General features: G+C 70.2%; 11 protein-coding genes. 9 read left to right on the top strand and 2 right to left on the bottom strand.

Translation table 11 applies throughout. From position 1 onward, the window contains the following. Positions 1-70 precede the first annotated feature (70 nt). The gene (locus ACFYXM_RS19550) at positions 71-976 is read left to right on the top strand and encodes a tRNA (adenine-N1)-methyltransferase (RefSeq protein WP_389290843.1); all 906 of its coding nucleotides are present in this window, start codon (positions 71-73) and stop codon (positions 974-976) included. A 258-nt stretch (positions 977-1234) separates the two neighbouring features. After that, entirely contained in the window at positions 1235-1810 is a 576-nt protein-coding gene (locus ACFYXM_RS19545; protein WP_389290841.1) for a hypothetical protein, read from the top strand. Between the two features lie 22 nt (positions 1811-1832). On the opposite strand, the gene ACFYXM_RS19540 is transcribed toward ACFYXM_RS19545, so the two are convergent. Further along, positions 1833-2156: a ferredoxin gene (locus ACFYXM_RS19540; RefSeq protein ID WP_389290840.1), complete on the bottom strand. Its 324-nt coding sequence runs from the start codon at positions 2154-2156 to the stop codon at positions 1833-1835. A gap of 229 nt (positions 2157-2385) precedes the next feature. Between ACFYXM_RS19540 and arc the strand changes: the two genes are divergently transcribed. From arc to prcA, 5 genes are all read left to right on the top strand, one after another. Then, on the top strand, positions 2386-4152 hold the full coding sequence (arc, locus tag ACFYXM_RS19535) for a proteasome ATPase (protein WP_389290838.1): 1767 nt from the start codon (positions 2386-2388) through the stop codon (positions 4150-4152). 219 nt (positions 4153-4371) lie between these two features. After that, positions 4372-5883: a depupylase/deamidase Dop gene (gene dop / locus ACFYXM_RS19530; protein WP_389290836.1), complete on the top strand. Its 1512-nt coding sequence runs from the start codon at positions 4372-4374 to the stop codon at positions 5881-5883. A 120-nt stretch (positions 5884-6003) separates the two neighbouring features. Next, on the top strand, positions 6004-6222 hold the full coding sequence (locus tag ACFYXM_RS19525) for a ubiquitin-like protein Pup (protein WP_073787958.1): 219 nt from the start codon (positions 6004-6006) through the stop codon (positions 6220-6222). Between the two features lie 246 nt (positions 6223-6468). Further along, positions 6469-7314 (top strand): proteasome subunit beta, encoded by an 846-nt coding sequence (gene prcB / locus ACFYXM_RS19520; protein WP_389290835.1) that lies wholly within the window; start codon positions 6469-6471, stop codon positions 7312-7314. A 58-nt stretch (positions 7315-7372) separates the two neighbouring features. Continuing rightward, positions 7373-8200, top strand: coding sequence for a proteasome subunit alpha (gene prcA, locus ACFYXM_RS19515; protein WP_389290834.1), 828 nt, complete (start codon positions 7373-7375; stop codon positions 8198-8200). Between the two features lie 214 nt (positions 8201-8414). Here prcA and ACFYXM_RS19510 read toward each other — a convergent pair whose 3' ends face one another. Further along, positions 8415-9455, bottom strand: a complete 1041-nt coding sequence (locus ACFYXM_RS19510) for a LacI family DNA-binding transcriptional regulator (protein WP_389290832.1) — start codon at positions 9453-9455, stop codon at positions 8415-8417. Between the two features lie 131 nt (positions 9456-9586). Between ACFYXM_RS19510 and ACFYXM_RS19505 the strand changes: the two genes are divergently transcribed. Both ACFYXM_RS19505 and pafA read left to right on the top strand, forming a co-directional pair. Continuing rightward, positions 9587-10846, top strand: a complete 1260-nt coding sequence (locus ACFYXM_RS19505; protein WP_389290830.1) for an MFS transporter — start codon at positions 9587-9589, stop codon at positions 10844-10846. Between the two features lie 9 nt (positions 10847-10855). Beyond that, positions 10856-12217 carry a Pup--protein ligase gene (gene pafA, locus ACFYXM_RS19500; RefSeq protein WP_389290828.1) on the top strand — a complete coding sequence of 454 codons (1362 nt, stop codon included), beginning with the start codon at positions 10856-10858 and terminating at the stop codon, positions 12215-12217. The last annotated feature ends 216 nt before the right edge of the window (positions 12218-12433 follow it).

Raw genomic sequence — 12433 nt, 5'->3', positions numbered from 1 at the left:
GCCCGGCCGGGGCCCCGCAGCCGCCCGGGCTCGCGGCCGGAGCGCCGCGAATCACCGGTACGCTGGTCACATGTCTGAACCGACCGGTGCCGCCCGCCGACGCGGGCCCTTCAAGGTCGGGGACCAGGTCCAGCTCACCGATCCCAAGGGACGCCACTACACCTTCACGCTCGAAGCCGGAAAGAACTTCCACACCCACAAGGGTTCCTTCCCGCACGACGAGCTGATCGGTGCCCCCGAGGGCAGTGTTGTCCGAACCACGGGAAACGTCGCCTACCTCGCGCTGCGCCCCCTGCTCCCCGACTACGTCCTGTCCATGCCCCGCGGCGCCGCCGTGGTCTACCCCAAGGACGCGGGGCAGATCCTGGCCTTCGCCGACATCTTCCCCGGCGCCCGCGTCGTGGAGGCCGGCGTCGGTTCCGGATCGCTGTCCACCTTCCTGCTCCGCGCCATCGGTGAGCAGGGCATGCTGCACTCCTACGAGCGCCGCGAGGACTTCGCCGAGATCGCCCGGCAGAACGTGGAGCGCTACTTCGGCGAACCCCACCCCGCCTGGCAGCTGACCGTCGGCGACCTCCAGGACAACCTCTCGGACACCGACGTCGACCGGGTCGTCCTCGACATGCTCGCTCCCTGGGAGTGCCTGGAGGCCGTCTCCAAGGCGCTGGTGCCCGGCGGCATCGTCTGCGCGTACGTCGCGACCACCACCCAGCTCGCGCGGACCGTCGAGTCCATCCGTGAGACCGGCTGCTTCGCCGAACCGCAGCCCTGGGAGTCGATGATCCGCAACTGGCACGTCGAGGGCCTGGCCGTCCGCCCGGACCACCGCATGATCGGCCACACCGGCTTCCTCGTCACCGCCCGCCGTCTGGCCGACGGCGTGGAGCCCCCGCTGCGCCGCCGCCGCCCCGCCAAGGGCGCCTACGGCGAGGACTACGACGGTCCCGGCAGCCAGAGCGGCTCCTCGCGCGGCTGAGCCCTTCGCGCATCCGAGTGCGGACGGGTCGCGCAACGTACCGGCGCCGCCGCCGAGTTCCCGGACCGACCCGGGAACTCGGCGGCGGCGCCCCTTCGTTGTCCCTACGGACAGTCATCCGTGCCGACCCCACCGTTTCCTCCGCTCCGCCCGGTGTGGCACGATGCTGGCCGCTCCCACGCCGTCGCGGACGCCTCCCGGAGGTCGCGGCCCGGCCCGGGGCATCCTCGTCCACAGGAACCACAGGAGACATCCCGCGTGCAGACCTCCGAGCTCCCGGACCTCGCGCACACCGACAGCAGGCCGCTGCACTGGCTCGCCACCGCGGCGGCCATGGCGGCCGTCGTCGCCGCCGCGGGCATGCTCCAGCCGGAGCCCGCGGCATCCGCGTCGACCCATCGGACCACCGCGGGGGAGGGACCGGCTCCCGCGGCCGCGCCCGATCCGCTGCGGGCGACCTACCCCCTGGACTGCGGCGGCCTGGAGCACACCGTCGCCCGGCAGGCCGCGGGCGACCTGGACGGGGACGGCCGCCCCGAGACCGTCGCCGTGGTCCACTGCGCCGCCGGTTCCGGCACCCCGCCCAGCGGCGTCTACGTCCTCACGCAGGCGAGCGGGGCCGCGCCCAGGACCGTGGCGACCCTGGTGGACCCCGCTCAGCGGATGAGCGTCGGCGCTCTCGCGGTGCGTGACGGAGTCGTCTCCGCCACCCTGCTCGGCTACTCCTCCGAGGACGTGCCCCGCTGCTGCCCCGACCAGCGCGAAGCGGTCACCTGGCGCTGGGAGGGCGGCGCCTTCGTCCGCACCGCCGGCACCGCCCCGGCCGGCGCCTGACCGGCCGCCGGGGTCCGGTGGATCAGGCGGCCTCGGGGCCGAACACCTCGACCTTGTCCGAGACGCGACGCACGTGAATGCAGTCGCCGGGGCATTCCTTGGCCGAATCGACGACGTCCTGGAGCAGCGGCAGCGGCACGGGCGTCGTCGCTCCGCTGTCCTGGAGCAACTCGTCGTCGGCGCTCTTCACATACGCCAGACCGTCGATGTCCAGCTCGAACACCTCGGGCGCGTACTGCACGCAGATGCCGTCCCCCGTGCAGAGGTCCTGGTCGATCCAGACCTCCAGGTCCTGCGCGTCGCCGCCGGTCGGAGCGTCCTGCTGCACGGTCGTCTCTCCTGTCATTCCCTGCTTTTCCGAACCAGAAGTGGCCGGCCCTGACGTGTGTTGATCGGTTCGACGATACAACCGGCCGCTTTCCGATGTTGAAGGGTGGGTATTCCCCAGGGACGAGGGGGAACGCAAGGGTGAAGATCGGACACGCCCCGCAGTCTTTGTGATCTAGGGGTTTCAATCATCACCCACCCAGGTAGGGTCAGGAAGCGTCCAGCTCCCCTTGGAGGAGGTGAGGACCGTGGCAGCCCACGACGACGACATCAACCGCGGCATCCGGCCCGGGCGGGGGTCCGAAGACCCAGCCGGCGAGGTCGCCTATCTCGAGCAGGAAATCGCCGTCCTGCGACGTAAGCTCGCCGACTCTCCGCGCCATACGAGGATTCTCGAAGAGCGGATCGTCGAGTTGCAGACCAACCTGGCGGGCGTGACCGCACAGAACGAGCGGCTCGCCAACACGCTCCGCGAGGCCCGCGACCAGATCGTGGCCCTGAAGGAAGAAGTCGACCGGCTCGCGCAGCCGCCGGCCGGGTTCGGTGTGTTTCTCCAGGGAAACGAGGACGGTACCTGCGACATCTTCACCGGGGGCCGCAAGCTCCGGGTGAACGTCAGCCCCAGTATCGAGCTCGACGAACTCCGGCGCGGCCAGGAAGTCATGCTCAACGAAGCGCTCAACGTGGTCGACGCCATGGAATTCGAGCGTGCCGGGGACATCGTCACCCTCAAGGAGATCCTCGAGGACGGTGAGCGGGCCCTGGTCATCGGGCACACCGACGAGGAGCGGGTGGTACGGCTCGCCGAGCCCCTGCTGGACACCACCATCCGCCCCGGTGACGCCCTGCTGCTCGAACCCAGGTCCGGCTACGTCTACGAAGTGGTCCCCAAGAGCGAGGTCGAGGAGCTCGTCCTCGAAGAGGTGCCGGACATCGACTACGACCGGATCGGCGGCCTGGGCGACCAGATCGAGCTGATCCGGGACGCGGTCGAACTGCCCTACCTGCATCCCGACCTCTTCAAGGAGCACGAACTGCGCCCGCCGAAGGGCATCCTGCTCTACGGCCCGCCCGGCTGCGGCAAGACGCTCATCGCGAAGGCCGTGGCCAACTCCCTTGCCAAGAAGGTCGCCGAGGTCACCGGCCAGCCCGCGGGGAAGAGCTACTTCCTCAACATCAAGGGCCCGGAACTCCTCAACAAGTACGTCGGCGAGACCGAGCGCCACATCCGCCTGGTCTTCCAACGCGCCCGCGAGAAGGCGGGCGAGGGCACCCCCGTCATCGTCTTCTTCGACGAGATGGAGTCCCTCTTCCGTACCCGCGGCTCCGGTGTCAGCTCGGACGTGGAGAACACCATCGTCCCCCAGCTGCTCGCCGAGATCGACGGTGTCGAGGGCCTGGAGAACGTGATCGTCATCGGGGCCTCCAACCGCGAGGACATGATCGACCCCGCGATCCTGCGGCCCGGACGCCTCGACGTGAAGATCAAGATCGAGCGCCCCGACGCGGAGGCGGCGAAGGACATCTTCGCCAAGTACCTCACCCCCTCGCTGCCGCTGCACGCGGACGACATCACGGAGCACTCGGGCTCCAAGGAAGCCGCGGCGCACGCCATGATCCAGTCCGTCGTCGAGCGCATGTACATGGAGTCCGAGGAGAACCGCTTCCTCGAAGTCACGTACGCCAACGGCGACAAGGAAGTCCTCTATTTCAAGGACTTCAATTCCGGCGCGATGATCCAGAACATCGTCGACCGGGCGAAGAAAATGGCCATCAAGGCATTCCTCGAACAGGGCCAGAAGGGCCTGCGGGTCTCCCATCTCCTCCAGGCGTGCGTGGACGAGTTCAAGGAGAACGAGGACCTGCCGAACACCACCAACCCGGACGACTGGGCCCGTATCTCCGGCAAGAAGGGCGAGCGGATCGTATTCATCCGTACCCTTGTCACCGGAAAGCAGGGCGCGGACACCGGTCGCTCGATCGACACGGTGGCGAATACCGGACAGTACCTTTAGAACACGGACCGGCTGCGGATGCCCGGCCGGGCATCCGCAGCCGGTCGCTTTCCGGACAGCTCGCCCGAGGGCGCCCCACCGGTGCGGAGTCGCTCTAGGCTCTTGCGTACCGCCCGGTCGCGCAGTGCGGGAACGGGCACCGCACAAAGGCACCGGACCAGCAGCGGTATGCGAGCGCCGCCCCCCGAGGGGGAGCGCCCGCCGGGCAAGGAGGGCCGCATGACCGTACGGCGAGTAATGGGCATCGAGACGGAGTACGGGATCTCCGTCCCCGGCCACCCCAACGCCAATGCCATGCTCACCTCGTCCCAGATCGTCAACGCCTACGCGGCGGCGATGCACCGGGCGCGCCGCGCCCGATGGGACTTCGAGGAGGAGAACCCGCTCCGGGACGCCCGGGGTTTCGACCTCGCCCGCGAGGCCGCGGACTCCAGCCAGCTCACCGACGAGGACATCGGCCTGGCCAACGTCATCCTCACCAACGGTGCCCGCCTCTACGTCGACCACGCGCACCCCGAGTACAGCTCCCCGGAGGTCACCAACCCGCGGGACGCGGTCCTCTGGGACAAGGCCGGCGAGCGCATCATGGCCGAAGCGGCCGAGCGCGCGGCGCAGCTCCCGGGCGCCCAGCCGATCCACCTCTACAAGAACAACACCGACAACAAGGGCGCCTCGTACGGCACGCACGAGAACTACCTGATGAAGCGGGAGACCCCCTTCTCGGACATCGTGCGCCACCTGACCCCGTTCTTCGTCTCCCGCCAGGTGGTCACGGGAGCGGGCCGCGTGGGCATCGGCCAGGACGGCCACGAGCACGGCTTCCAGATCAGCCAGCGCTCGGACTACTTCGAGGTTGAGGTCGGGCTGGAGACCACGCTCAAGCGCCCCATCATCAACACCCGCGACGAACCGCACTCCGACGCGGAGAAGTACCGCCGGCTCCATGTGATCATCGGCGACGCGAACCTGTCGGAGATCTCCACCTACCTCAAGCTCGGCACCACCGCGCTGGTCCTGTCCATGATCGAGGACGGCTTCATCAACGTCGATCTCGCGGTCGACCAGCCGGTGCGCACCCTGCACCACGTCTCCCACGACCCGACGCTGAAGCAGCTGGTCACGCTGCGCAACGGCCGGACCCTCACGGCGGTGCAGCTCCAGATGGAGTACTTCGAGCTGGGCCGCAAGTACGTCGAGGACCGCTACGGGGCGGATGCCGACGCGCAGACCAAGGACGTCCTGGGCCGCTGGGAGGACGTCCTGGGCCGGCTGGAGAGCGACCCGATGAGTCTGTCCGGAGAGCTGGACTGGGTGGCCAAGCGGGAGCTGATGGAGGGCTACCGCCGCCGCGACAGCCTGGACTGGGACGCCGCACGGCTGCATCTGGTGGACCTCCAGTACGCCGACGTGCGGGCCGAGAAGGGCCTGTACAACCGTCTGGCGGCCCGCGGCAAGATGAAGAGGCTGCTGGACGAGGACGCGGTCGAGAAGGCGCGCACGGCGCCTCCGGAGGACACCAGGGCCTATTTCCGGGGCCGCTGCCTGGAGCAGTTCGCCGACGACGTGGCTGCGGCGTCCTGGGACTCGGTCATCTTCGACCTGCCGGGTCACGACTCGTTGCAGCGGGTGCCCACCCTGGAGCCGCTGCGCGGCACCCGTGACCACGTCAAGGAACTCCTGGACCGGTGCCGCACCGCCGAGGAGCTGGTCCAGGTGCTGTCGGGCGGCTGAAAGGGCCGCGACCGGGGAATCATGGAGATGACCCCGGGCGTCCCGGCAAGTACCGGGCCGATGTCGGACCCCGTGGGTAGGGTCTGAATCAAGTGCTTCGAACCGAGCGGGGTGAGCGAGATGGCGACCAAGGACACCGGCGGCGGACAGCAGAGGGCGACGCGTTCCACCGAGGAGGTCGAGGAGCAGGCGCAGGACGCACAGGCGTCCGACGACCTCAAGGAGCGCCAGGAGAAGCTGAGCGACGACGTCGACTCGGTTCTGGACGAGATCGACGACGTGCTGGAGGAGAACGCGGAGGACTTCGTGCGCTCCTTCGTGCAAAAGGGCGGACAGTAGTTCACGACCGTGAACTCGGGGGAGTGGATGCAGGACGCGCGCGGTACGGGCCGAGTCGGCCCGTACCGCGCGGTCGCAAACGGCGCCGCGAGTCGTGCGGGCCGCCCCTCCCGCTTCTTGTGGATCAGCGCCGCGGGCCGGGTAGGGTCCGTGGCACACACCGCATCGACTGCAACTCGGCCACCGTCACGTCGGGAGGGACTCCTGACGCCCCGCGCGGGCCGTCGCACACCTGGAGGGAAACGCGTGGAAGCCAACACTCGTAGCACCGGGCGGCTACCGGCTGCCTTCCTGACGCCGGGGTCCTCTTCGTTCATGGAGTTCCTGTCCGCCCACGCGCCCGGGATGCTTCCGGGCAGCCGGAGTCTGCCGCCCGTGCACGGGGCCGTCGAGGCGCCGCACGGCACGACCATCGTCGCGGCGACCTTCCCCGGAGGCGTGGTCCTGGCCGGTGACCGGCGGGCGACCATGGGCAACATGATCGCGCAGCGCGACATCGAGAAGGTCTTCCCGGCCGACGAGTACTCGGCGGTGGGCATCGCCGGCACGGCCGGTCTGGCCGTCGAGATGGTCAAGCTCTTCCAGCTGGAGCTGGAGCACTTCGAGAAGGTCGAGGGCGCCCAGCTGTCCCTGGAGGGCAAGGCCAACCGGCTCTCCACGATGATCCGCGGCAACCTGGCGATGGCCATGCAGGGCCTGGCCGTCGTGCCGCTCTTCGCCGGCTACGACGTCGACCGCGAGAAGGGCCGGATCTTCTCGTACGACGTGACCGGCGGCCGGTCCGAGGAGACCGGGTACGCGGCCACCGGCTCCGGATCCATCTTCGCCCGCGGCTCGATGAAGAAGCTCTACCGCGAGGACCTGACGGAGCAGCAGGCCCTCACCCTGGTCGTCCAGGCGCTGTACGACGCCGCGGACGACGACTCGGCGACCGGCGGCCCCGACATGGCCCGGCGGATCTACCCGATCGTCACCGTCATCACCGACGAGGGCTTCCGGAAGCTGTCCGACGCGGAATCCTCCGATATCGCCCGCTCGATCGTGGAGCACCGAATGGAACAGCCCGACGGCCCGCGCGCCGCGCTGCTCTGACCGCCGGTCCGATGCTTCCCCGACACTCTCGTCACTGACAGAAAGGGACGGACAACCGGTGTCGACGCCGTTCTATGTCTCACCCCAGCAGGCCATGGCCGACCGGGCGGAATACGCCCGCAAGGGCATCGCCCGTGGACGCAGCCTCGTAGTGCTGCAGTATGCCGACGGCATTGTGTTCGTCGGCGAGAACCCGTCCCGCGCGCTGCACAAGTTCAGCGAGATCTACGACCGGATCGGTTTCGCCGCCGCCGGCAAGTACAACGAGTACGAGAATCTCCGCATCGGCGGGGTCCGCTACGCCGACCTGCGCGGATACACCTACGATCGCGACGACGTGACCGCCCGCGGTCTGGCCAACGTCTACGCCCAGACGCTGGGCACCATCTTCTCCAGCGCGGCCGAGAAGCCGTACGAGGTGGAGCTGGTGGTGGCCGAGGTCGGCACCGAGCCCGAGGGCGACCAGATCTACCGGTTGCCGCACGACGGCTCGATCGTCGACGAGCACGGCTCGGTCGCGGTCGGCGGCAACGCCGAGCAGATCAGCGGTTTCCTCGACCAGCGCCACCGCGACGGCATGACGCTCGCCGAGGCGCTCAAGCTGGCCGTGCAGGCGTTGTCCCGGGACCCCAACGGCAGCGAGCGGGAGATCCCCGCCGAGCGGCTGGAGGTCGCGGTCCTGGACCGTACACGGCCGCAGCAGCGGAAGTTCAAGCGGATCGTGGGCCGGCAACTGGCCCGCCTGCTGGAGGCGGACGGCGGAGCCGCGCCGACCGACGCCCCCTCCGACGACGAGTCCGGCGAGGCGGCCGAACCGCCCGCGAGCACGACGGACACCGTCAGGCCCGCCGACGGCTCCGGCGACTCCGGCGCGGACGTGGAGTAACGACCTGATGGGGAGCAATGGGGAGTGGATCGGCGAGCGGCGTCGTGCGGCTTCGGATCCGAGGCGGAGGAGGTCACCGACGCGGGGCGTCGGTGACCGACGACGACGCGGGAGGCGGAGTCGCAGGGCGTCGGGAGCCCGCTCCCTGTTGCTCCCCAGGTCGTAAGCAGCCCTCCGGTGCCCCGGTCCGCCCTTCCGGCGGGCCGGGGCACCGTCACGCGTGCCCGGCGTCCTGCGGCGCCGCCGCCGAGGAGCCGCGTGCCACCAGGTGCACGGGCAGGCTCCCCGGTTCGGCGGGGCGGCCGTCCAGGACCGCGAGCAGGGCGGCCATGCCGCGCTCGCCCACCCGCTCGGCGGGCAGCCGCACGGTGGTGAGCTCCGGCTCGACGGCCACGGAGAGGGCCAGATCGCTGAAGCCGGTGACCGACAGGTCGTCGGGGACGCGGAGGCCGAGCCTGCGGACGGTCTTGCAGGCGCCCGCGGCGAGGACGTCGTCGTCGCACACGATCGCCGTGGGACGCGGCCCCGGGGCGGCCAGCGCCCGCTGCGCGGCCTCGCGCCCGGAATGGACGTCGAGCGCCGCCTCGACGGTCCGTACGCAGGTGCCGGGCACCGCCCCCACGGTGTCGTGCAGCGCACGGGCGCGGACGCCGAACGTCCAGGAGTCGACCGCCGACGCCAGATGGACGAAGCGGCGGTGACCGAGCGCGAGCAGATGCTCCGCGACCTGCCGCATGCCGTCGGCGATGTCCAGGTTGACCCGGGCCGCGACACCGGTGTCCGCCGGGTCGCTGTCGAGCATGACCAGCGGCAGGTCCGCGCCGCGCAGCGCGTCGAGCGCGCCCGCGGCCATCGACGAGGCGATCACCCCGTCCAGGGAGGCGCGCGCCGAGGCGAAGGGGTCCCTGGCCGGCCCGACGCCCTCCGGGGACGGGTAGAGGACGACCCCGAAGCCGTGTTCCGCGGCGACGGCGGCGGCACCGGTGTGGACACGGGCGAAGAACTCGTTGGTGAGCGCCGGCACGACCAGCAGCGCCGTCCTGGTGCGGCCGAGGCGCAGCTGGCGGGCAGCCAGGTTGGGCTGGTAGCCGAGGCCGTCGGCGGCGTGCCGCACCCGGGCGGCGGTCGCCTCGGAGACCCGGCCGCGCCACTTGTCCCCGAGCACGAGGGAGACGGTGGCCTGCGAGACGCCCGCGGCCCGTGCGACGTCCCGGCTGGTGGGCCGGGCGGATGCGGGCGGTGGTGCGCTGGTCACTCGGGCCTCCGGGCCGGTCGGGGCAGGCGCCGTGCGGTGGACCTGCGGACTGGGCACATGGTACGTATGACCCTCGTCGTTATACGTAAAACCCCATGGTGCCGGAAGGCGCCCGAGGAGAGGGGCGGGACATGGCCGCCGGATATCTGGACATCCTCCGGACACGGCATGCCGCCAGGCTGCTGGTGGGAACCCTGGTGGGCCGGCTGCCCAGCGGCACCGCCCACATCGCGATCGTGCTGTTCACCCGGGCCGAGGGCGGGAGCTACACCCTCGCCGGGGCGCTCGCGGCCGTGTACGGACTGTCCACCGCGGTCGGGCAGCCGCTGCTGGGCCGGGCAGTGGACCTGTACGGCCAGCCGCGCGTCCAGCTGCCCGCCGCCGTGGTGTCGGCGCTCGGCATGGTGATGCTGGCGCTGACGGGCCCCGGATCGCCGGCGCCGGCCTTCGCGGCCGTGGTCGTGGCGGGGGTGTTCACTCCGCCGCTGGAGGGCGGCCTGCGGGCACTGTGGCCGTCGGTGCTGGGCGGTGAGGAGCGGGTGCACCGGGCGTACGCCATGGACGCCGTCGCCCAGGAGGTCATGTTCACCCTGGGGCCGCTGCTGGTGACGCTGCTGGTGTCCCTCTGGTCGCCCGCCGCGGCCCTGCTCGTCATCAACGGCCTGGGGGTCCTGGGGGCGCTCTCCGTCGTCGTCTCCGAACCCTCCCGGGCCTGGCGCTCGGCGCCCCGCGAGGCGCACTGGCTGGGCGCGCTGCGCTCACCGGGGCTGCTGGTGCTGCTCGGTGCGTTCTTCTTCGTCGGGCTCGCCCTGGGGTCGATCACCGTCGCCGCGGTGGCGTACGCCGACGACCACGGCCGGGAGTCGGTGTACGGCTGGCTGATGGCCGCGCTCGGCCTGGGCGCGCTGACCGGCGGCGCGGTGTACGGGGCGCGGCAGTGGGCCGGGACCCCGGAGCGCCGGCTGCGGTACCTCGTGGCGCTGCTGGCGCTGGGCTACCTGCCGCTGATGCTGACTCCGGGGGTGGTCGCCATGACCGCCCTGGCGGCCCTCGCGGGCGTCTTCCTCGCGCCCTCGATCGCCTGCTCGTTCATCGTTGTCGACCGGCACGCGCCACGCGGCACGGTGACCGAGGCGTTCTCCTGGCTGGTGACGACGTTCGGGGTGGGCGCGGCGGTGGGCACGGCGGTGGCGGGCCCGGCCGTCGAGGGGGGCGGGACGACATGGGGCTTCGTCGTGACCGGGGCCAGTGGGGTGGCGGCCCTGCTCGTTCTCCTGGCCACGAAAAAGGCCCTCGCAGTTCCCGCGAGCACGGGCGTAGCGGTGCGCAGATCGGAAAATGATCGAAACGGTGCTGTCGAACCCGGTTTCAGCTCAGGCCATAAGGCGTAATGTTCAGTCATGGACCGCCGCATTTTCGGGCTGGAGAACGAGTACGGCGTCACGTGCACGTTCAGGGGACAGCGCCGACTGTCCCCTGACGAAGTGGCGCGCTACCTCTTCCGCCGTGTCGTGTCATGGGGCCGCAGCAGCAATGTCTTCCTGCGGAACGGCGCCCGCCTCTACCTCGACGTGGGATCGCATCCGGAATATGCAACCCCCGAATGCGACAGCCTGACCGAACTGGTCACCCACGACAAGGCCGGTGAGCGTATTCTCGAAGGTCTGCTCGTCGATGCCGAACGCCGCCTGCACGAGGAGGGAATCGCGGGCGACGTCTACCTCTTCAAGAACAACACCGACTCGGCGGGAAACTCCTACGGATGTCACGAGAACTATCTCGTGGCCCGGCACGGAGAATTCTCCCGGCTCGCGGACATCCTGATTCCGTTCCTCGTCACGAGGCAACTGATCTGCGGCGCGGGCAAGGTGCTCCAGACGCCGCGCGGCGCGGTCTACTGCGTCAGCCAGCGTGCCGAGCACATCTGGGAGGGCGTCAGTTCCGCCACGACCCGGTCCCGCCCGATCATCAACACGCGGGACGAACCGCACGCGGACGCGGAGCGGTACCGCCGCCTCCACGTCATCGTCGGCGACTCCAACATGTCCGAGACGACGATGCTGCTCAAGGTCGGCGCGACCGACCTGGTGCTCCGCATGATCGAGGCGGGCACGGTGATGCGGGACCTGACGCTGGAGAACCCGATCCGGGCCATCCGCGAGGTCAGCCACGACACCACCGGGCAGCGCAAGGTGCGGCTGGCCAGCGGGCGTGAGGCGTCCGCCATCGAGGTGCAGCGCGAGTACTACGAGAAGGCCGTCGACTTCGTCGACCGCCGCGGCATCCGCACCGGGACGGTCGCCCGGGTCCTGGACCTGTGGGGGCGCGCGCTCGACGCGATCGAGACCCAGGACCTGGACCGGATCGACACCGAGATCGACTGGGTGATGAAGTACAAGCTCATCGACCGGTACCGGGCCAAGCACAACATGACGATGTCGCACCCGCGGGTCGCTCAGATAGACCTCGCGTACCACGACATCCACCGCCGTCGCGGCCTGTACTACCTGCTGGAGCGCAAGGGGCAGGCCGACCGGGTCTGCAACGACCTGAAGATCTTCGAGGGCAAGTCCGTGCCCCCGCAGACGACCAGGGCGCGGCTGCGCGGCGACTTCATCCGCAGGGCCCAGGAACAGCGGCGGGACTTCACCGTCGACTGGGTCCACCTCAAGCTCAACGACCAGGCGCAGCGCACCGTGTTGTGCAAGGACCCGTTCCGCTCGGTGGACGACCGGGTGGAGAAGCTGATCGCGGGAATGTGATCCGGCACGGCACCTCCCCGGACAGTGACACGACGCGGGCCCCGTACGTTTCTCGTACGGGGCCCGCGCACGTCCTGAGGGCTTGCAGGGAATCAACGGTGTTGCTTCCCTGCAAGCCCTATTACGACCTGGGGAGCAATAGGGAGCGGGCTCCCGACGCCCTGCGACTCCGCCTCCCGCGTCGTCGTCGGTCACCGACGCCCCTTCCCCGAGCTC

This window comes from Streptomyces sp. NPDC002476 (genome assembly GCF_042889785.1).
Lineage (GTDB): Bacteria > Actinomycetota > Actinomycetes > Streptomycetales > Streptomycetaceae > Streptomyces.
This window is presented reverse-complemented; position numbering and strand designations above follow the sequence as displayed.

Coding starts and splice junctions, on each gene's coding strand:
- ACFYXM_RS19550 (WP_389290843.1), top strand. CDS start 71: ATGTCTGAACCGACCGGTGCCGCCCGCCGACGCGGGCCCTTCAAGGTC.
- ACFYXM_RS19540 (WP_389290840.1), bottom strand. CDS start 2,156: ATGACAGGAGAGACGACCGTGCAGCAGGACGCTCCGACCGGCGGCGAC.
- dop (WP_389290836.1), top strand. CDS start 4,372: ATGACCGTACGGCGAGTAATGGGCATCGAGACGGAGTACGGGATCTCC.
- ACFYXM_RS19525 (WP_073787958.1), top strand. CDS start 6,004: ATGGCGACCAAGGACACCGGCGGCGGACAGCAGAGGGCGACGCGTTCC.
- ACFYXM_RS19505 (WP_389290830.1), top strand. CDS start 9,587: ATGGCCGCCGGATATCTGGACATCCTCCGGACACGGCATGCCGCCAGG.
- pafA (WP_389290828.1), top strand. CDS start 10,856: ATGGACCGCCGCATTTTCGGGCTGGAGAACGAGTACGGCGTCACGTGC.